This is a genomic window from Embleya sp. NPDC050493, from assembly GCF_044458105.1.
Classification (GTDB): domain Bacteria; phylum Actinomycetota; class Actinomycetes; order Streptomycetales; family Streptomycetaceae; genus Embleya.
In genome coordinates this window covers 236,569-256,150 of the sequence record NZ_JBITHP010000006.1, presented here as the reverse complement: position 1 = coordinate 256,150, position 19,582 = coordinate 236,569, and the positions used below count along the sequence as shown (strand labels likewise).

The window sequence follows — 19,582 nt, the reverse complement described above, 5'->3', positions numbered from 1 at the left end:
CGTCAACTTCTGCTTCGAGAGTACGCGGTCTTGGTAAAGCCGCTGACCACCGACCCGGCCCCGATCCCTCGACACCTCGCGAACCACCCCTCGGAGCGCTCCTCGAATCGCTCTTCGAGTCACCCTCGGACCGCTATGTTACCGGAGAGTAATACGAGCCTAGTACGGGCTGCTCGCACTTGTCACCGGTGCGCGGACCGAACGAGAGCAAGGTCACCGGGGCGCCCAGCTCGGCGGCGACGAATTCCGGCCACCGCGAGGGCTCCGGCGCCGGCCGCAACACCGGCCGCGCGGCGAACATGTGCCCGGTCAGCCGCTCGGCATGCGCCAGGTCGGGCGCCGGGCCCACCGAGGGCTCGACGCCCTCGTACGACCCGGCCACCGCCGCACCCGCCCGCCCGAGTACGTCCGCGTGGGTGAGCGCGAGCCCGTGCACTCCCCCGCACACCGCGACCGCGTACCGATGCGCCGGCACGTCGAAGTGTCCGACCCGGAACGCGCCCTGCCAGCGCCCGGTCCCGTTGTGCGGGTCCGGCAGCGCGGCGGTCAGCGCCGCGTCCTCGGTGGGCAGCGGACCGGCACCGTGCCGGGTCGTGTAGGTGCGCAGCACGCCGAGCCGGTACACCTCCTCGCCCGCCTCGGCGGCCAGCGTCTCGGCGTTCGCGAAGGTCGTGGTCGACCACGTCGTGTACGGATGGAATCCGTGCCACTCGTCCAGCAGCACGCCCTGCGCACCCTCGAAGACCACCGGTCCACCGCGCAGCAGCTCGCGCGCGTACGCGCGATCCACCATCCGCACAGCCCGTCCGAAGCCCAGGAACGCCTCCACGCAGGCCGACACGTCCGGACCCAGGGGTGTCCCGAATTCGACGCTCAGCGCGTCCCGTACGGCCGTCAACCGGCGGCGCAGCAGCCCCGGCGAGGCGCAGTCCCCCACCCGCGGCGCGTCCTGCGGGTGGGCCAGCGCGAACGCCGCCGTCTCGCCCACCCCCATCCCGCACGACCCGTGCCGCGCCGCGCCGCGCGCCAGCTCCCGGGCCCGGTTGGCCGCCGCGTGGTACGGCGTGGTCAACAGCGCCTCCCGGTCCACGGTGAGCAGCGCGAGCGGCTCGGGCACGCCGAGCGCGCGCAGGTGCTCGGCCTCGGCGGCCAGCGCGAGCGGGTCCACCAGCATGAACCGGGACAGATGGGTGCGGGTGCCCGGGGTGAAGGTGCCCGAGCCGAACTGGGCGAACGTGTGGTGCCGCCCGTCGTCGGTGACCACGTTGTGCGCGGCCTGCGCGCCACCGTTGAAGCGCACCACGGCGTGCACCGACCGCCCCTCCTCGCGCGCTCGGGCGCACAGCCGGTCCACCGTGGTGCCCTTGCCCGCGTCGCCGAACCCCAGGTCGACGACCGCGATATGACGTGCCGTCACAGACGCGTGGTGCCCGCGTCGCCGGCGCCGTCCAGTCCGGGCAGCGAGCCGGAGACGGCCACCGCGCCGCCGGTGCGGGCGTAGGAGGCGAGCGCCTTGGACACGTTGGCGACCTGCGCCGTGGCGCCGACCTCGCGCAGGTGCTCCAGGCCCTCGTCCAGGTCGATCGCGTCCTCGGCGAGGCCGATGGTCAGCGCGATCGTCTCGCAGACGCCGTCCGGGTCGTCGAGTTCGATCACGTTCTGCCGCAGCAGGCCCTTCCACTCGCCGAGCACCTCCGTGTCGCCCACGTACGACGAGCCCGCCGGGAGGATGTAGTAGACCTCGTACATGCGCTGGAGTTCGGCCAGGATCCGCTCGATCGGGACGTCCTCGGCGAGGTCGTCGCCGATGAACTCCTTCACCTCGGCCCGGCGCACCCTGCGGTAGGGCATCTCGTCGCCGATCACGAACAGGTAGCCGCGCTTGCCGCGCTTCTCGTGACAGTCGATCGAGGTGTGCCGGGCCATGAAGTACAGGGCCAGTTCGTAGGATTCGCGCTTCTGTCCGCCGCCGCCACCCTCCAGGAGGATGTTGCCGAGCTGGTCGTCCATCCGGTTGTCCGACTCGAACTGGCCTATCTGCAACGGGACTCGGTCGCAGGTGGCGTCGCCGATCGCGCCGAACATGATCTGCGGGTCCTGCACGTAGCCCTTGCGCAGCAGCAGGCCGAACAGCTCGGGCAGCTTGGTCTGCAGGGTCTGCGGGACCTGCAACATCGAACCGGTCACGTCGAACAGCACCGAGATGGCCAGCGACGTGGGGTGCTCGTCGCTGTCCCGGCTCTCCCGCACACCCGCCAGGCGCGGGTCCAGGTCGTCGTGCGCCTTCCAGGCGCTGCGCGGCGTGCTGCGCTTGGTGACGTGGTCGTAGTGGAACGCGCTGCGGCCCGAGGCCGCGTTGTAGCTCTGTGCCGCGTCGTAGACGTTGGTGGACCAGTTGCCACTGCCCATGGTGCTCACTCCCCGATCGATCAAGGCGTTGGGATCTGTGCGCGCGAGGTCGGCCGGAGGGCCGGCCTCGCGCCGTGCGGAATCGACCGGACTCCGCGCGGTGCGGCATCGGGTCGAGTCGGCGTCATACCGAATCGACCGGCCGGTTCCGGTCGCGGCGCTGGTCGCCGGTGCGGACGGGGCCGGTGCCGGCTGCCGGGTCCTTGCTCTCGCGGCGCGTGGGCATCGCGAACGGCCGGAAGCGGCGCGGGCCGTAGAGCTTGCCGAGCAGTTCGTCCAGCTCGCCGAGCAGCTTCCAGGCGTCGTGCGGACGCCGGGCGGGAGCGGGCAGCGAGCAGCCCCGGGCGAAGCGCAGCAGCGGCTTGGGCGCGTCCGCCGCGAGCAGGTCGGTGATGCACCGGGTCGCCATGTACACGTCGGCGGCGGTCTCCGGCGGTTGCTTGCCGGGGATCTCCGGCGGATACAGGTCCGCATGCCGGTCGATCATCGCCGGCACGTGCTCGACCGCCTTGGCGCGCAGGACCGCCTCCGGCCGGTCGGCGTCGCCCGGGCCGTCGAGCAGCACCGAGTAGCACCAGTCGACCAGGACCAGGCCGTGGTCGCGCGGGTGGATCAGCACGTGGTCGGGGGTGATCGCGCCGTGCACGACGCCGGCCCGGTGCGCGTACCCGATCGCGACCAGCAGGCGACGCCACATCCAGGCCACGTCGCGCGCGTCCAGGCCGTCCGGGTACGCCTCGCGCACCTCGGTCAACGAGCGGAAACCGCGCACCCGTTCGATGACGTTGGCACGCCGTTCGACGCCGCTCTTGGCGTCCCGGTGCCGAAACGTCTCGATCAGCCGGGGCACGTAGTTCGCGTACTCGGGATCGCCCTCGCGGGCGATCCGCTCCAGCGCGGTGGCCTCGCGCTCCATCAGGTCGTTGTCGCTCACCGACCGCGGCAGCTTGAGCAACGCCCGTGCCTCGCCGTCGTCCTCGGCCCGGTAGCCGACCTTGTACAGCGTGGCTATGTCGCCCCGCGCGCGCTCCTCGCCGACCGAGTAGACCCGGCGCTTGGTGGTGATCACCACCTGACGGCCGGTCACGCCGGTGATGTCCTGCTGATAGCGGTTCCACAGCTCGCCCAGGTCGGTGAACGCGCGGGCGGCCTCGGCCCGTCGGTCGGCGGGCGCGGTGTCCGGGTGGAGCAGCCGGGCGAGTTGTCGGTAGGTGCGGTTGCCGGCTCGCAGACAGGCCTCCGGGGTGCCGTCGTAGGGCCCGAAGACGCGTTGCGGGTCCGGCGCCTCGCTCAGCAGGTCGAGCGCGGCCGTGAAGGTCGTGGGGGTGGTCGAGGTGGTGCCGGGCGTCCTTGTCATCGGGAGTCCTCCTCCGGGGACGGGCGCAACAGCGCCGGGTGCAGCAGACGTGCGGGGCCCGCGCGGTACAGCCGGGCGCGGCGACCGCCGCGAGCCCCGCCGCGCGCGGTGGTGGCGCCGGTGTCCTCGACGAAGCCGGGCACCGACAGCACCTTGCGGTGGAAATTGCCGGCGTGCATGGGCTGTCCCCACACCGCCTGGTAGACCTCGCGCAGTTCGGTGACGGTGAACTCCTCACCCGCGAACGCGGTGGCCAGTGGCGAGTATTCGAGTTTGGCGCGGGCGCGCTCCAGGCCGTCGGCGAGGATGCGCGCGTGGTCGAAGGCCAGCGTGTCCGGATCGACCTCGGCGACCGGCACCCACAGCGCGTGGGCGGCGTCACCGCCGGCGGTCGGATCGGGCAGGTCCGGCGCGAAGGCCAGGTGGGCGACGGAGACGATCCGCATCCGCGGGTCGCGCCCGGGCGCACCGTAGGTGCCCAGTTGTTCGAGGTGGACCCGGGCCGGCCGGGCGCCGGCGGCGAGCCCGGTCTCCTCGGCCAGTTCGCGCTCGGCGGCCTCGCCCAGGTCCTCCTCCCGGCGGGTGCCGTCCGCGCCGACCACCGGCCGCACGAAGCCGCCGGGCAGCGCGAGCCGCCCGGCGAAGGGCATCTCGCCGCGCCGCACGAGCAGCACGTGCAGCGCCTTGGCCGGATCCTCGCCGGTACCGTCCGGGTCGGTGCCCGCCCGACCGGCGCCGCCGAGCGGGCGGATCGTCAGCGCGACGATGTCGACGGTCACCGCGATCGGATCCCAGGCCCTGGGGTCGTAGGACGCGAGCCAGTCGCGTTCGGTGGTGGCGGTGTCGGCCATGTCGCACTTCCCTCCGATGTGCCCGCTGCGATGCAGGTCCGACGCAGCCCCGGCGGTTCACGTTCCCGACACCGACTCGACGGTTGTTCTCCGGTTGAGATGTTCTTACGTTGAGAACAACATACACCGCGACCCGAACACCGGCGAGGGGGTTATCCCTCGAAGAGTCGCCTCCCTCTGGTAGGCATGGGCGATCCATTCGCCGCCCGCGTGCGGGCCACCGGCGGCGGCCCCGAACACCCGAGCAGATGCGGAGAAGGTGGCATGTCCGATATGACCGGTCCCGACATGAACGCCGTCGTGGGCGAGCAGGACCTACTGCTCGTCACGCTCGACGCGCTGCGCTACGACGTGGCCGTCGAGCTCGCCGCCGCCGGCCGGCTGCCCAACCTCTCCCGGGTCCTGCCCGAGGGCGGCTGGCAGCGCCGCTACACCCCGGCCAACCTCGCCTTCGCCGCGCACACCGCGTTCCTGGCGGGCTACCTGCCCACCCCGGAGGGCCCCGGCCCGCACCCGCGCCTGTTCGCCGCCCGGCTCGGCGACACCGAGTCCACGAACGCGCACACATGGCTGTTCGACACCCCGGACCTGCCCAGCGCGCTGACCAAGGCGGGTTACCACACCGCCTGCATCGGCGGGGTCGGCTGCTTCGACAAGCAGGGCGCGCTCGACTCGGTGTTGCCGGGGATGTTCGCCGAGAGCCACTGGGACCCCGAACTCGGCGTCACCTCACCGATCTCGTTCGAGGCCCAGGTCGCCCGCGCCGAACTGGTGGTCGGCGGCCTGGACCCGGACCGCCGGCTCTTCCTGCTCGTCGACGTCGCCGCCATCGGCCGGCCGAACTGGTTCCACACCCCGGGCGCCACCGCCGCCGACGGCGACAACCGCGACACCCACGCCGCCGCACTGGAGTACGTGGACCGGCACATCGGCCGGCTGTTTCGCGCGATGAGCTGCCGCAGGCCCTGCTTCGCGATCGTCACCGGCGACCACGGCACCGCCTACGACGAACGCGCGCAGGCCGCCCGCGAGGTGGAGTGGACCGTCCCGTACGCGCACTTCACGATGAACCCCGGCGAGTGGTGAGCGCCGCCCGGTGAGGGCGCCACGGAGCCGCTCGTGGATCAAGTTGGCGAACCGAACGCGGATCCGGTAAGTTTTCGCCGCGCAGGCCCCAATAGCTCAGTCGGTAGAGCGTCTCCATGGTAAGGAGAAGGTCTACGGTTCGATTCCGTATTGGGGCTCCAGGCACAGCGAGAGGCCCCCCGGTTCGCCGGGGGGCCTCTCGTGTTTCGCCGGTACACCCCTCGGGGGCGTCCGGACCGAATCTTTCGCCGAGCTTTCACCGGCGCGCGACCGCGAAGCGGCCGCCGAACGGCGGGCTCAGCCGAACCGGGCCGTCAATCGCGCGTCCAGACCCGCGAGATGGTCCCGCCCGTACGGGCCGTTCTCCAGGCCCGCCAGCAGGGCGGGCGGCAGGTCCTGGGTGTACTGCGCCGAGCAACTCGCCGCCGCGAGCGCGATGGTGGCCACCGTGTCCACGTCGCCGGTGTACGCCACGCATGCCTTCAGCAACGCGGCCGTGCCGGTGTGCGCGGCCAGTGCGGTGATCGCCGCGCGGGTGCTGTCCATGCCCGGCGAGCCGACCTTGCCGCGCCACGGCTGCGCCCACACGGCCGGACCCGTCGAGGCCGGCAGCGTCGCCACCAGCCACATCGGCAGCTCGGCGACCGGGCCCAGGTCGTACCGGCAGTAGTGCACCGCCAGCGCCGCCGCGGTCGCCGAGGTCATCCCGCCGAGCGTGCGGTGGGTGATCCGGGCCTGGAGCGCGGCCGTGCGGCGCACGTCGGCGAGATCCGGCAACAGGCCCAGCACACCCGCACGCATCGCGGCGCCGCTCTTGTCGCTCTCCGGCCGCAACACCTCCAGCAGTTCCGTGCCGTCGGCGACTTCCTCCAATACGCCCCGAAATCCCCGCGCGTATCCGGCGCGCGCGTCGCGCTTGTACGCCCGCACGAACAGGTCCGCGAGCGCCGGTATCCCGTGATCGTCACCGAGCAACCATTCGGCGACCGCGATACTCATCTGCGTGTCGTCGGTGTATCGGCCGGGCAGCACGTCACGATGACGAGGATGCTGCACATAACCGGCGAGTGTGTTGCCTCGCACGACGAACGCTCGATCCGCGTACTCGAACCCCGCTCCGTACGCATCCGCGACCGCGAGTTCGACCAACATCGAGACCACACCCTCCACTCGGGCGGGCCGCCGTTCACCCGCGGCGACGGCGCCCCACCTCGCCGACTCAAGCCGGTAGAGCGTACCGTTGCCCGGGGGCGGCAACCTGATGGTCCGTCAGCCGTCGGATGGGGAGCCCTGCGTGCGCCGGAGCGCGAGGGCGTACGCCACAATTCGGTACGGACCCGCGCGCACCACCTGTCCCTCTCCGGAGTGATGCTCCTCGCGCCGTGTCCAACTACAAGACGTTTCCGCGCCGCGGCGGATACCGTCAACGATGATCACGCGATCGTCGGGACACACCGGAGGTACCAACCGGCTCGTCCGAACGGGTGATAACGGGTGATGTGGCTCGTTCACACGGCCGCTGGGGATTGCGGCCGGCTCGTCCGAGCGGCGACCGCACCGACATTGCGCGGTGGCGGATCGCCCCCGAGGAGGAAAGGTGGGGCGGTGGATCGACCATCGTGGGCGCCGGGCACAGCGTGGGTCCAGGCGTGCCGGGGGGACGGCATGTGCGCCCGGACCACCGTGGGGAGCGCAGGGTGAACGGCGGTACGGACGACGCGCGGGCCGACGGGGCCGGGGCGTCGCTGAGCCGATTCGCCCGCGACTGGGCCCGCACCATCGAGGGCACCAGTTTCGTCCCGTTGAGTGGTGCCGAGATCGAGCAATACCTGCGCGAGCAGGCCCTGCGCCTGGCGCAGGCGCTGCGCACCGAGCCGTTCGACCCGGCCATCGCGCGCGAGGTCGGCGCGTCCCTCGTCGGCGAACACTTCACCGGCAGCGGCACGCTGGAGCGCACGCTGGGCCTGGTCGGCCCCTGGTGGCCCATCCTGTGTCGCGAAGCGGTCGGCCGCGGCGAGGACCCCGACGCGTACCTGGAGCGGATCGCCGCCCTGATGGGCGCCCTCGCCGCGGGCTACGCAGAGGCGCTGCGCCGGCGCACCCTGGACGAGCAGGAGGCCATCCACGCCGCAGTCCTGGTCGCCCGGGACAGCGCCGAGCACGCACTGCACACGAGTGAAGCGCGCTTTCGGGCGGTTTTCGATCAGGCCGCGATCGGCATCGGGATCGGCGACGTCGACGGCAACGTGATCGACGTCAACCAGGCGATGACCACGATGTTCGCGGCCAGCGTCGAGGAGATGTGCAAGCGGCAGGTCCGCGACTTCATGCACGACGGCGACACCGACCACATGTGGAAGCTCTACGACGAGTTGATCACCGGCGAACGCGACCACTTCGCCCTGGAGAAGCAGTTCGAGAAGGCCGACGGCGAGACGCTGTGGACACACCTGTCGTTGTCCCTGGTCCGCGACTCCAAGGGCAACCCCGAGTACCAGGTCTGCATGCTGGAGGACGTCACCGACCGGCATCGCCTGCACACCCGCCTGCGCCATCAGGCGATGCACGATCAGCTCACCGGGCTGCCCAACCGGGCGCTGTTCGTCGAGCGGCTGACCGCCGCGTTCGAACACCCGGGCCCCGGTGACCGGGTCGGCCTGTGCTACCTGGACCTGGACGGGTTCAAGGTGGTCAACGACAGCCTCGGGCACGACGTGGGCGACCAGTTGCTGGTCGCGGTCGCCCGACGGCTGAGCCGCTACGCGGGCCAGGCCGGGCACCTGATGGCCCGGATGGGCGGCGACGAGTTCGTCATCCTGGTCGAGCACTCCACCGGCACCGGGCAGGTCGTGGCGCTGGCGGACGGCGTGTTCGCCGCACTGCGCGAACCGTTCCGGATCCGCGGCCACGACCTGACGGTGACCGCCAGCATCGGCATCGTCGAGCGGCCGGTGGCCGGCACCAGCCCGGCGGACACGCTGCGCGCGGCCGACATAACGCTCTACTGGGCCAAGTCCGACGGACGCGGGCGCTGGACGGTGTTCGACACCGACCGCAACGACCGCGAGGTGGCCCGCTACACGCTGTCCGCGGAGATGCCCGCCGCACTGCACCACGGCGAGTTCTACGTCGACTACCAGCCGCTCGTCTCGCTCGCCGACGGCGGTGTGCTCGGCGTCGAGGCGCTGGTGCGCTGGCGCCATCCGCGCAACGGCCTGGTCGGCCCGGACCGCTTCATCGGCCTGGCCGAGGAGACCGGGCTGATCGTGCCGCTGGGCATGCACGTGCTGGAGCAGGCCTGCCGCGAGGCGCGCCGTTGGCAGGACCTGGAGCCGGACGGCGCCCCGTTCATCAGCGTCAACCTGGCCGAACGCCAGTGCCGCGAACCGGGCCTGGTCCGCCAGGTGGAGCGGGTGCTGGCGGAGACGGGTCTGGACCCGGGCCGGCTGCAATTCGAGCTGACCGAGAGTCAGATCATGTCCACCGACGGTGGCCCGCTGGAGCGACTGCGCGAACTGGCCGCGATGGGTATCCGGATCGCGATCGACGACTTCGGCACCGGCTACTCGAACCTGGCCTATCTGCGCCGACTGCCGGTCTGCGAGCTGAAGATCGCCGGCTCCTTCGTCGAGGGCCTGCGCCAACCCGGCGACTCCGACCCGGTGGACGGCCGGATCGTGGCCTCGCTGGTCGAACTGGCGCACGCGATCGGGCTGACGGTGACCGCCGAGGGCATCGAGACGGCGGTCCAGGCGGAGCGGCTGCGGGCGATCGGCTGCGACGCGGGGCAGGGCTGGTACTTCTCCCGGCCCGGGCCGCCGGATCGCATCGAGGGCATGTTGGCGGGGGTCAAGGAACGCAGTTGACGGTGGGGGCACGCCGGCCGGCTCGACCGGCGGCCCCTGTCCGCGGGGCGGTGTGGGCCGGCGGGCGCGCGGTTGCCGGCGCGGGTCGGGCTGCCCCGGGTGACCGGTGCGGGTCGGGCCGCTCCGGTGGGGCGCGCGGGTCGAGCCGCCGCCCCGGCGGGGTGTGCGCGAGGCGGGCCGCGCGGGTGGGGTGCGCCCGGTCGGGCCGCTCGGACGGGGCGGGTGCGGGTGGCGCGCGCGGGTCGGCGGCCTGATACCCGTAGTACTTCGGAGCCACTCGGCGAGTGAGCCCCCGGGCGGGACGTCCGCGGGTGGGGACGGCGCCTAGCGTCGGTGCCGGGGGCGCGCTCGGGGCCCGCCCGGACGGCGGAGGTGCGGCGTGCCTAGGGTTGATCTTGTGCGAGGGGAGGGTGGGGGCCGGATCGGGAGCGTGGCGGGCGCGGTGGCGCGCACGCTGCGTACGGACCTGTGGACGGCCACGCCCGACCCGCTCCCGCGCGGCTGGCGGGACTGGCAGCCCGCGTCCGCGGTGTTGTTGGTCGTCCTCGCCGTCCCGGTCGGGGTGATCAACATCAACCAGTTGATCTGGCAGTACGGCCTGGGTCTCTGGGCCGGCGTACTGCTCGGTGCGATCGCGCCGGTGGCGGTCGTGGCCGCGATGTTCCGGCCGGTGCAGGCCTGGTGGGCCGTGACCGCGGCGATGGCCGTGGTCGCGTTGGTGGCGAACCCGCACAGCCCGCAGATGTTCCCGTGGACCGGAGCGGGGATCGTGCTGCACGCCGCCGCGGTGTTCCTGGTCGCGCTGCGGGCGCGGCCGCGCGTCACGGTCGAGGTGCTGGCGCTCAGCGTGCTGGTCGGGCTGCTGGTCCACGTCGCGTTCCTCTCCCCCATGCACAACCTCGACCTGTATTCGGCCGGGCTGACCCTGACCGTCGCCGCGGTGGTCGGCGCCTCGCTGCGCGGGCGGCGGCAGGCCCGGACCGAGTTGGTGGTCCAGGCCGAACTCACCGCCGAGGAACGGGCCCGCCGCACACTGCTGGAGGAACGCACCCGGATCGCCCGCGAGTTGCACGACGTGGTCGCACACCACATGTCGGTGATCTCGATCCAGGCCCAGGTCGCGCCGCACCTGGTGGACAACCCCTCCGACGCGCTCAAGGAGAACCTGACCGGCATCCGGGCGAACGCGATCGACGCGCTCGTCGAACTGCGCCGGGTGCTGGGCGTGCTGCGCTCCGAGGACGAGCTGTCCGATGCCACGCGACACACGCCGCAGCCCACCCTGGACCGGCTGGACGAGTTGGTCGACAACGTGCGCGGCGCGGGTCTGCGGGTCGACACCCGGATCACCGGCGAGCGACGGGCACTGCCGCCCGGGGTCGAGTTGTCCGCGTTCCGGATCGTGCAGGAGGCGCTCAGCAACGTGTTGCGGCACGCGCCGGGAGCGGCGACTCGGGTGGAGCTGGGATATCAGGCGACCGGCCTGGCCATCCGGATCGCCAACACCGCGACCGCACCGGCCGACCGGCCCGATCGGCCGACCCCGCCGGGCGGCGGACACGGGGTGCTCGGGATGCGCGAGCGAGTCGCCATGCTGGGCGGCGAGTTCGCCGACGGGCCGATTCCCGGCGGCGGTTACGAGGTAGTGGCCAGACTTCCGTTGGAGGACGATTCGTGACCATCCGGGTGTTGATCGCCGACGACCAGGTGATGGTCCGGCAGGGCTTCACCGTACTGCTCGACGCGGAGCCCGACATCGAGGTGGTCGGTCAGGCCGTGGACGGCCTCGACGCGGTCGAGCAGGTGGCCGAACTGGCGCCCGACGTGGTGCTGATGGACATCCGGATGCCTCGGCTCGGCGGCATCGAGGCCACCGGGCGGATCACCGGCTCCGCCGACGCGGTGGCCAAGGTGCTCGTGCTGACCACGTTCGACCTGGACGAATACGTGTACGAGGCGCTGCGCGCGGGCGCGTCCGGCTTCCTGCTCAAGGACGCCTCTGCCGAGGAACTCGCCCACGCGGTACGGGTGGTGGCGGCCGGCGACGCGCTGCTCGCGCCGAACCTGACCAAGCGGCTGATCGGCGAGTTCTCCCGCCTGGCCGGCGCCCCGCGGGCCCCGCTCAAGGACCGCGTCGGCGACCTCACCGAACGCGAGACCGAGGTCCTGTCCCTGATCGCCCAGGGCCTGTCCAACGCCGAGATCGCCGCCCGCCTGGTGGTGGCCGAGCAGACGGTGAAGACCCACGTCGGCCGCATCCTGGTCAAACTCGGCCTCCGCGACCGAACCCAGGCCGCGGTCTACGCCTACGAAACCGGCCTGGTGCGACCGGCGGGCTACTGAGCGTGCGCCCGACGAGGGGGCGGTGCTCGGGCCCTTCGGGGTTGCGGTGCCGACGTCGGGGGCGCGTGGTGGGCTTCGTGGGCGGGCGCGGGTTGTCGGTCGAGGTGGTTAGCGTGTGCGGCGGTGGAGTTGAGCCACCGTCAATTCGACTATCCCGATGGAGGTTCGCCGTGTTCCGTCAAGGCGACATCCTGTTGCAGCCGATCGGCGAGCGGGCCGTGCCGACCGGCGTCGAGGCGCTGCCGACCAAGCCCCGGGACGCGCGCGGCCGGCTGGTGCTGGCGCTCGGTGAGGCCACCGGGCACGCCCACGCAGTCGTCGGCGAGGGCACCCTCTACCTGGCCCCGGAACCGATGCTGATCGGCCACCTGCACCTGGACGAGGCAACCCGGATCGTGCACGAGGAACACGCCACGATCGACCTCCCCAAGGGCTGGTACCGCGTGGTCCGCCAACGCGAATACATCCCGGGCGCGGTCCGGATGGTCGCCGATTAGGCTCTGTCGGCGGAATTCGGCGCGACCGCGCCGCCCGGCCGGCGCCGGCCCGAGCACCGTGCGTACGCATCCCGACCCGACCCGGACGCAACCGCAAGTCATGGGAGACACGATGGCCACGCCGCCCCGCAAGTTGCCCGGGATCGCGCTGCCCCGCAAGGCGCCCGCGCCGCGACCGCCGGCCCCGCCCGCCGCGCCCGCCAACCCGGCGGCCGCCGCCTGGGCGGCACTGCGGGCCCGCGAGGCCGAGGCCGCCCGCGCGGCCGCACCGGCGCCCGCTCGCCCGCGCCCACGCGTCGCCGCCCCGACACCGGCCTCCGCTCCCGCCGGGACGGCCGCCGACTCGGCGCGGCCGGCTGCCCGAGGAGCGGCACCGGCCGCCGACCGGGCGCATCGAACCCCGCTGCACGCCCCGGCCCGCGCGACCGGCGAGCCCGCCCGGACGGCCTCCGAGAGCGCGCGGTCGGCCCCGGCCGGCGAGCGCAGGAGGCCCGCCCCGCATCACGCCCCGGCTCCGCGGCACGCTTCCGTACTCGGCCTGGCCGACCGGTTGGCGCTGGCGGAGGCCACCACGGACTGGGCGCACGTCGCCGCCGCCACCGGCCCCGCCGGTCGGCCGGCCGCCGAGGAGGCCATCCGGGCCGTGTACCGGGCCGCGGGATTGCCCGAGCCGGAGCGGGTGGTCTGGTACGACTCGCCGCTCGCGGCGGCGGTGGCCGCGGCCGTGGCGGCGGGCAGTTGCAAGCCCGCCGATCTGGCCGCCACCCGGCTGTCGGTGAAGGTGCCCGGCCGCCCGGGCCGTCCCGTGCAGGAACGGCTCTGGAGCGGCCCCTGGACGGCCGCCAAGGCCGAGGCCACCGCGTTGCTGGGCACGGCCGGCTGGGATCTCGCCTGGGCCGAGGGCGCCGATCGGCTGTGGGAGCCCACCCGGCAGCTGACCGAGCGGATCCGCGAGGCCGTGCACTCCGGTGTGGGCGCGTGGGATCCCTCCGTGCGCACCCCCGCCTCGCGCGGTCGGTGGGACGTCGCGGACAAGGTCCGCGCGACCACGCACAGCGCCCTGGGCGGCCAGCACGACGCGGCCTGGCTCGCGGTCTTCGACGGGCTCAAGGAGCGCTTCCCGCAGTTCGACTTCCCGGTCCTGGCCGAACTCGGCGAGGTGGCCCGGCACATCGGCTGGTGGTGGCCGTACGAGCGGGTCGTGCTGGTCAGCGAGCGGCCCACCACGATGCACCGGGACGACCAGTCGCGGCTGCACAACGGCGACGGCCCGGCACTGACCTACGCCGACGGCTTCGCGTTGCACGCGTGGCGCGGCATGCCCGTCCCGGCCGACTTCGTCGGCGGCCTGGGCCCCGGCGGCAGCCGGCTGACCGTGCGCGCGATCCACAACGAGGACAATGCCGAACTGCGCCGGGTGATGCTGGAGATCTACGGCTACGACCGCTACCTGCGCGAGGTCGGCGCCCAGCCGCTGGACCGGGACGAGACCGGCGTGTTGTGGGAGATCGAACTCGACGACGACGAACCGATCGTGATGGTCGAGGTACTCAACTCCACCCCCGAACCCGACGGCAGCACCCGCACGTACTGGCTGCGCGTGCCCCCGGACACCCGAACCGCCCGCGAGGGCGTCGCCTGGACCTTCGGCCTGAGCCCGGAGAACTACCGCCCACTGCACGAGACCTGACACCCGATCATTGCGGCCGCGCGGACCGCCGTCGTGCCCGCGCCCGCGGCGGCCCCCGCCCACCCCTCAGTGCGGAATCGCCTGCCGCGGCCGGGTGAACGCCAACTCGTCCCGGAAGTCCGCGATCCGGCGCGCGACGTCCCAGATGCTCACGCTGCCCTCCAGCCGCGACAGGTACAACGAGCGTTCGGCCAGGCCGGCCAGGTCGACGGTGAAGTACATGCTCATCAACGGGTTGATGAACAGCTCGCTGTTGTCCGTGCGTTCGGTGAAATGCGCGTCGCCGAACCGTCCGTGCAACGCCGAGGCGACCGACCCCTGGACGATGCTCGGGCGCAGCGGGGTGATGCGGTTCGCATACGCCACCGCGTCCAGGAACAGCGCGCCCTCCCGCGATTCGCGCGGGATCGACAACGCGCCCAGATAGTGCCCCTCCCGGGTGAGCGCCGCCAGGTTCTCCAGCACCTGCGCATGGCAGATGCCGTGGTAGGCGTCGATGCCGAAGCCGAGCGAGGCGACCAGTCGGGTCGGCACCCGTACGCCGGCCACCGCGGCGAGGCTGGTCATGTCCTCCTCCGGGGTGCCCAACGACGCCTCGTCGCCGCGCATCAGGATGTCGGTGCCGCCGTCCACGAGCACGATCGCGTCCAGTTCCAGGTCCTTGACCAGTCGCCGATACGCGGCCCGCAGCGGTACGACCCCGGTCTTCGCGAACGCGTACACGGTGTCCACGAACCCGTTGCGGCCGAGCCAGGTCGCCAGGGTGCGCTCCGGGAAGTAGTCGTCGTTGCCGGGCGTATCCGGCCGCACCGCGGCGAGTCCGGGCAACAGCCGACTCGACGACGGCAACCGGTCCACGGTCACGAACGACAGGTTCGCGTAATGCACCCGCTTACCCTGCTCGGCCAGTGCGAGGCCCAGCGGCAGTCCGGAGAACACGTCGAATCCGCCACCCGCCCCCGCGATCAACACGGAGCGGGCGTCCCGCAGGCGGGCGAAGACCGGAGGTTCGGCGAGGGTGAACACGCGCGGACCGTACCAAGGCGATCACGCCGTGCGTCAAGGCGGTTTCGGGGGGCTCAGGCCGAACCCCGCGCCGCTGCCCGGTACTCGTCGACGAGGAGGCGTTTGTACAGCTTTCCGGTCGGGTGTCGCGGCAACTCGGTGCGGAAGTCCACCGAGCGGGGGCATTTGTAGTGCGCGATCCGCGCCCGGCAGTAGGCGATCAGCTCGTGTGCCAACTCCGGCCCCGCCGCGGTGCCTTCGGCCGGCTGTACGACCGCCTTGACCTGTTCGCCCAGTTCCGCGTCCGGGACACCGAACACCGCGACGTCGGCGATCGCGGGATGCAGCGCGAGCAGGTTCTCCACCTCCTGCGGATAGACGTTCACCCCGCCGCTGATGATCGTGTGTGATTGGCGGTCCGTCAGATACAGGTAGCCGTCCGCGTCCAGGTGGCCGATGTCGCCCAGGGTGGTCCACCCCCGGCCGGCCGGGTCGCGGCCGGCCTCGGTCCTGGCCGGGTCGCGGTGATACGAGAACCGCGGCCCGTCGGCGAAGTAGACGATGCCGTCCCGACCCACCGGCAGTTCGCGGCCCGCGTCGTCGCAGATGTGCGGCGTGCCCAGGATCGGCCGCCCCACCGTGCCCCGGTGCGCGAGCCATTCCTCGGGGGTGCAGCCGATGTAGCCGTTGCCCTCGGTGCCGGCGTAGTACTCGTACAGCACCGGTCCCCACCAGTCCAGCATGCGTTCCTTGACCTCGGGCGGACACGGCGCGGCGGCGTGCACCGCGTAGCGCAGCGACGACAGGTCGTAGCGTTCGCGCACCTCGGCGGGCAGCTTGAGCATTCGGACGAACATCGTCGGCACCCACTGGCTGTGCGTCACCCGATGGCGCTCGATCGCGGCCAGCGCGGCCTCCGGGTCGAAGCGGTCCAGGACGACCACGGTGTGCCCGCCGCGCAGGAACTGCATGCAGTAGCGCAGCGGCGCAGCGTGGTAGAGCGGCGCGGGACACAGGTAGACGTCGCCGCCCTCGCCCGAGGTGTTCATCCCGTACAGCGCACCGATCAGGTGATACAGCGTCAGGGCCGGGCCGGTGCCCAGCGGGTGGTGCGCGCGGTCGGGCAGTACGCCCTTGGGCCGGCCGGTGGTGCCGGAGGAGTAGAGCATGTCCGCGCCCTCGACCTCGGTGGCGATCGGCGTGCTCGGACAGGTGCGGACCGCCACCTCGTACGGTTCGAATCCGGGTGCCGCGCCGTCCAGCATCAGCCACCGTTCCACCCGGGGTGCCCGGTCGCGGATGGCGCTCGCCAGGTCGGCCAGGGCGGCCGAGGAGACGAACACGCGGGCTCCGCAGTTGTCCACGACGTAGGCCAGTTCGTCGGGGTGCAGCCGTACGCCCACCGGCGTGTAGATCAGCCCGGAACGCTGCGCGGCCCACGTGAGCGCGAGGTAGAGCGGATGGTTCTCCAGTGCGATGGCGAGGTGGTCCCCCGGGCGCAGCCCGGCGTCGTACAGCAGGTGGGCGAAGCGGTTGGACTCCGCGTCCAGTTCGGCATAGCGGACGACCCGGCCGGTGCCGGCCATGATCACGGCGGGGCGGTGGGGGTGCGCGGCGGCGATGACACCGGGATGCATGGCGATCCTCGTCTCGGTGCGACGGTGTCCCGCCCCCCGAGCCGGGCGCGGGCTCCTGAGCTTCCGTTCGGATGGCGCCGCAGAAGTCTCGCACCGTACCTGCCCGTATTGAAGAGATCGACCGTGTCGGACCGGCCGCGCCGGGCACGGCACGCCCTCAGTGCAGCGGTCGGCCGCCCGTGAAGGCCGGCCCGCGCACCTCGCCGCCCGGTGCCGTGGCCAACTCGCGCCCCAGCCACTCGAACGCGGCCGGCAGGCCCCGGGCCCAGGTGCCGAAGTTGTGCCCGCCGGACGGCTCTATCCGCACCTTCACGGTGTCCGTCGGCCGCATCTTGCGGGCGAACTCGCGCGCCTCCCGGGCCGTCTTGCCCTCGCCCTTGGCCGCGAACAGGTACATCCGTACCGGCGGCCTGCGCGCGTCGTCGATGGTGTGCAGCGGGCTGTTGGCCCGGCGCAACGCCTCGTCGCCCCGGTACAGGTCGCCGGTGGTCATGTCGGTGATCGCCTTGAAGTAGCCGGAGAGGCTGGCCGCGGCGAGGTAGCGGTCGGGGTGGCGCAGGGCCAGGTTCACCGAGCAGAAGCCGCCGGTGGAGTAGCCCATCAGGCCCCACCCGGCCGGCGCGGGCGCGGTGCGGAAGTTGGCCGCTATCGCGTCCGGCACGTCCTGGCCGAGATAGGTGTCGGCCCGGGCCCCGCCCGGGGCGTCCACACACTCGCTGTCCCGGCCCGCGATCGGGTTCTGCGCGGCGATCACCACGATCGTCGGCGGCATCCGGCCCGATTCCATCAGCCCGGAGAGCATCTGGTGCACCTTCATCCGGCGCAGCCACGTGTCGGGGGTGCCGGGGAAGCCGGAGGTGAGCTGGATCACCGGGAAGCGGGCGCGGGCGTTCTCCTGGGTGAAGTAGGCGGCGGGCAGGTAGACGAAGGTGTCCAGCTTGTAGCCGGTGCGGGTGCCCTGGATGGTGGTGTTGACCAGCACCCCGTGTTTGGGGTCCGCGCCGCGCCGCCGCGGGTGCGGGGTCCTGGGCTGGTCGGTCAGCGGGGGTTTGGTGACCATGAACGGCAGGCCCTTGCCGTTGTCGTCGGAGAACGGGACGGCCGGCCTGGGATCGAGGTGCTTGACCTTGACGGTGGACACCGGCACGTCGGGCACCGGCGGTCCGTCCGCGATGTGCATCAGGTCGGACAGGGTCGAGTAGAAGTACATCTGCGCGTTGACCGCGGCCAGGATGGTGAAGGTGACCATGAGCTGGGTGAACAGCAGCGTGCAGATCCGGCGGGTGCGTTGGAGCGTGGGGCGGTTCCAGAACCAGATGGTGGCGAAGGCGGTACCGGCGGTGGCCACCGCCATGCCTATGACGAACCACACGCTCGTGATGTCCACGTCCCAGAAGGGGCGCCCCGCCAATACTTGATCCACACTCCCACTGCCTTCTTCGCCGGGCCGACCGATGGCGCCGGTCCCGGCGAGCACCCGCACAGTCGCGCCGGGAGCGGAGCAGCCTGCCTGTCTATTTTGTGCCCGGCCACATCCTGCCGCGTCGATCCCGAGTCCCGAACCGGGTCATTCACAAGTCGCACACGAGCGGGCCGAGTCCTCCGTGGTCACAGGGGTGAGGGGCACGCGCGTAGGGGGTGACCACCGCGAACCCTCCTCATCCGGGGCGATCAGTACGAACGCGGCAATCCGAGGGTGTGCTGCGCCACGTGATTGAGGATCATCTCCCGGCTCACCGGCGCGATCCGCAGCGTCCGGGCCATGCCCCACAGCGGGACCAGGCCGTAGTCGCGGCTCATGCCGTTGCCGCCGTGGGTCTGGATGGCGGCGTCCACCGCGTGGATGGCGGCCTCGGCGGCGGCGTACTTGGCCATGTTGGCGGCCTCCCCGGCGGCCTTGGCCATCGCCGCGCCCGCGTCGTGCAGCCGGGCGGCCCGGGCCGTCATCAACGCGGCCAGTTCGACCTCGATGGCGGCCTCGGCGAGCGGGTGGGCGATCGCCTGGTGGGTGCCGATCGGGCGGCCCCACACCTCGCGAGTGCGGGCGTAGTCGACGGCACGGGCGAGCGCGTACCGGGCGATGCCCACTCCCAGTGCCGCGCCGGTCACCCGCTCCGGGTTGAGGCCGTGGAAGACCTGGCGCAGTCCGTCGCCCTCGGTGCCGATCAACCGGTCGGCGGGCACCGGTACGTCGTCGAAGAAGAGCGTGAACTGCCGTTCGGGTGCCGAGCCTTCGATCGCCAGCGGGGTCGCGCTCAGCCGCGGGTCGGCGGCGTCGACCAGGAACAGCGAGAGCCGGCCGCGACCGGAGCCGGGGTCGGTGCCGGTGCGGGCGACCACCAGGATGGCGTCGGCCTCGTCGACTCCGGAGATGAACTGCTTGGTGCCGCGCAACAACCAGCGGTCGCCGTCCCGGGTGGCCGTGGTGGCCAGGCGGTGGGTATTGGAGCCCGCGTCCGGTTCGGTGATCGCGAACACGATCTTGCCCAGGCCCGCCGCCAGGCGCGGCAGCCAGGTGCTCTTCTGCTCGGCGGTGCCGAACCGGGTGAGCACCTCGCCGGCGATCGCGCCGGAGACCAGGAGCAGCAGCAACGGGCAGCCGTGCGCGGCCACCTCTTCGCACACGATCGCCAGTTCCACCAGACCGCCACCGCCACCGCCGTACTCCTCGGGCAGATTGACGCCGATGTAGCCGTGTCTGCCGAGCGCCTGCCACAACTCGGTGGTGGGTGTGCGGTCGCGGCTGTGCTCGGCGAAGTAGCCGGGGCCGAATCCGTCGGTGATCGCGCCCACCGCCGCGCGCAGGGCCCGGTGTTCGTCGCTCTCCTCGAAGTGCATGGC

15 protein-coding genes and 1 tRNA gene are annotated in these 19,582 nt (G+C 72.4%); 7 read left to right on the top strand and 9 right to left on the bottom strand.

What is annotated here, in order from left to right:
* Window positions 1-133: 133 nt before the first annotated feature.
* The 4 genes from ACIBM5_RS15260 to ACIBM5_RS15245 all read right to left on the bottom strand — a co-directional run bounded on the left by ACIBM5_RS15260 (window position 134) and on the right by ACIBM5_RS15245 (window position 4,617).
* Window positions 134-1,417 carry an adenylosuccinate synthetase gene (locus ACIBM5_RS15260; protein WP_396007277.1) on the bottom strand — a complete coding sequence of 428 codons (1,284 nt, stop codon included), beginning with the start codon at window positions 1,415-1,417 and terminating at the stop codon, window positions 134-136.
* Entirely contained in the window at window positions 1,414-2,409 is a 996-nt protein-coding gene (locus ACIBM5_RS15255) for a hypothetical protein (RefSeq protein WP_396007276.1), read from the bottom strand. The genes ACIBM5_RS15260 and ACIBM5_RS15255 overlap by 4 nt, the downstream gene beginning before the upstream one ends.
* 124 nt (window positions 2,410-2,533) lie before the next feature.
* The gene (locus ACIBM5_RS15250) at window positions 2,534-3,766 is read right to left on the bottom strand and encodes a lipopolysaccharide kinase InaA family protein (RefSeq protein ID WP_396007275.1); all 1,233 of its coding nucleotides are present in this window, start codon (window positions 3,764-3,766) and stop codon (window positions 2,534-2,536) included.
* Window positions 3,763-4,617, bottom strand: a complete 855-nt coding sequence (locus ACIBM5_RS15245) for an NUDIX domain-containing protein (protein WP_396007274.1) — start codon at window positions 4,615-4,617, stop codon at window positions 3,763-3,765. Before ACIBM5_RS15245 ends, ACIBM5_RS15250 begins: the two co-directional genes overlap by 4 nt.
* Before the next feature lie 288 nt (window positions 4,618-4,905).
* Between ACIBM5_RS15245 and ACIBM5_RS15240 the strand changes: the two genes are divergently transcribed.
* Window positions 4,906-5,703: an STM4013/SEN3800 family hydrolase gene (locus tag ACIBM5_RS15240; RefSeq protein ID WP_391587158.1), complete on the top strand. Its 798-nt coding sequence runs from the start codon at window positions 4,906-4,908 to the stop codon at window positions 5,701-5,703.
* A gap of 85 nt (window positions 5,704-5,788) precedes the next feature.
* A tRNA-Thr gene (locus tag ACIBM5_RS15235) sits at window positions 5,789-5,864 on the top strand.
* A gap of 136 nt (window positions 5,865-6,000) precedes the next feature.
* Here the strand turns inward: ACIBM5_RS15235 and ACIBM5_RS15230 are convergent.
* Window positions 6,001-6,855, bottom strand: a complete 855-nt coding sequence (locus tag ACIBM5_RS15230; RefSeq protein ID WP_391587113.1) for an ADP-ribosylglycohydrolase family protein — start codon at window positions 6,853-6,855, stop codon at window positions 6,001-6,003.
* A 545-nt stretch (window positions 6,856-7,400) separates the two neighbouring features.
* Here ACIBM5_RS15230 and ACIBM5_RS15225 point away from each other — a divergent pair.
* The 5 genes from ACIBM5_RS15225 to ACIBM5_RS15205 all read left to right on the top strand — a co-directional run bounded on the left by ACIBM5_RS15225 (window position 7,401) and on the right by ACIBM5_RS15205 (window position 14,099).
* Window positions 7,401-9,569 carry a putative bifunctional diguanylate cyclase/phosphodiesterase gene (locus tag ACIBM5_RS15225; protein ID WP_391587112.1) on the top strand — a complete coding sequence of 723 codons (2,169 nt, stop codon included), beginning with the start codon at window positions 7,401-7,403 and terminating at the stop codon, window positions 9,567-9,569.
* 430 nt (window positions 9,570-9,999) lie between these two features.
* Window positions 10,000-11,247, top strand: coding sequence for a sensor histidine kinase (locus ACIBM5_RS15220; protein ID WP_396007273.1), 1,248 nt, complete (start codon window positions 10,000-10,002; stop codon window positions 11,245-11,247).
* On the top strand, window positions 11,244-11,912 hold the full coding sequence (locus ACIBM5_RS15215; protein ID WP_396007272.1) for a response regulator: 669 nt from the start codon (window positions 11,244-11,246) through the stop codon (window positions 11,910-11,912). Before ACIBM5_RS15220 ends, ACIBM5_RS15215 begins: the two co-directional genes overlap by 4 nt.
* Window positions 11,913-12,082: 170 nt before the next feature.
* The gene (locus tag ACIBM5_RS15210) at window positions 12,083-12,409 is read left to right on the top strand and encodes a hypothetical protein (protein ID WP_391587110.1); all 327 of its coding nucleotides are present in this window, start codon (window positions 12,083-12,085) and stop codon (window positions 12,407-12,409) included.
* 112 nt (window positions 12,410-12,521) lie between these two features.
* A complete protein-coding gene (locus tag ACIBM5_RS15205; RefSeq protein WP_396007271.1) occupies window positions 12,522-14,099 on the top strand; it encodes a DUF6745 domain-containing protein in 1,578 nt (525 codons plus the stop codon).
* A gap of 66 nt (window positions 14,100-14,165) precedes the next feature.
* On the opposite strand, the gene ACIBM5_RS15200 is transcribed toward ACIBM5_RS15205, so the two are convergent.
* The 4 genes from ACIBM5_RS15200 to ACIBM5_RS15185 all read right to left on the bottom strand — a co-directional run bounded on the left by ACIBM5_RS15200 (window position 14,166) and on the right by ACIBM5_RS15185 (window position 19,579).
* A complete protein-coding gene (locus ACIBM5_RS15200) occupies window positions 14,166-15,125 on the bottom strand; it encodes a DUF1152 domain-containing protein (protein ID WP_396007270.1) in 960 nt (319 codons plus the stop codon).
* 53 nt (window positions 15,126-15,178) lie between these two features.
* Window positions 15,179-16,741: an AMP-binding protein gene (locus ACIBM5_RS15195; RefSeq protein ID WP_396007269.1), complete on the bottom strand. Its 1,563-nt coding sequence runs from the start codon at window positions 16,739-16,741 to the stop codon at window positions 15,179-15,181.
* 157 nt (window positions 16,742-16,898) lie between these two features.
* The gene (locus ACIBM5_RS15190) at window positions 16,899-18,164 is read right to left on the bottom strand and encodes an alpha/beta hydrolase (protein ID WP_396007268.1); all 1,266 of its coding nucleotides are present in this window, start codon (window positions 18,162-18,164) and stop codon (window positions 16,899-16,901) included.
* A 248-nt stretch (window positions 18,165-18,412) separates the two neighbouring features.
* Window positions 18,413-19,579 (bottom strand): acyl-CoA dehydrogenase family protein, encoded by a 1,167-nt coding sequence (locus tag ACIBM5_RS15185; RefSeq protein WP_391587106.1) that lies wholly within the window; start codon window positions 19,577-19,579, stop codon window positions 18,413-18,415.
* Window positions 19,580-19,582 lie beyond the last annotated feature (3 nt).

What these genes read in the sequence shown, in the direction of transcription:
- ACIBM5_RS15195 (WP_396007269.1), bottom strand. Translation starts at nt 16,741, where the DNA reads ATGCATCCCGGTGTCATCGCCGCCGCGCACCCCCACCGCCCCGCCGTG.
- ACIBM5_RS15255 (WP_396007276.1), bottom strand. Translation starts at nt 2,409, where the DNA reads ATGGGCAGTGGCAACTGGTCCACCAACGTCTACGACGCGGCACAGAGC.
- ACIBM5_RS15230 (WP_391587113.1), bottom strand. Translation starts at nt 6,855, where the DNA reads ATGTTGGTCGAACTCGCGGTCGCGGATGCGTACGGAGCGGGGTTCGAG.
- ACIBM5_RS15240 (WP_391587158.1), top strand. Translation starts at nt 4,906, where the DNA reads ATGAACGCCGTCGTGGGCGAGCAGGACCTACTGCTCGTCACGCTCGAC.
- ACIBM5_RS15245 (WP_396007274.1), bottom strand. Translation starts at nt 4,617, where the DNA reads ATGGCCGACACCGCCACCACCGAACGCGACTGGCTCGCGTCCTACGAC.
- ACIBM5_RS15185 (WP_391587106.1), bottom strand. Translation starts at nt 19,579, where the DNA reads ATGCACTTCGAGGAGAGCGACGAACACCGGGCCCTGCGCGCGGCGGTG.
- ACIBM5_RS15205 (WP_396007271.1), top strand. Translation starts at nt 12,522, where the DNA reads ATGGCCACGCCGCCCCGCAAGTTGCCCGGGATCGCGCTGCCCCGCAAG.
- ACIBM5_RS15250 (WP_396007275.1), bottom strand. Translation starts at nt 3,766, where the DNA reads ATGACAAGGACGCCCGGCACCACCTCGACCACCCCCACGACCTTCACG.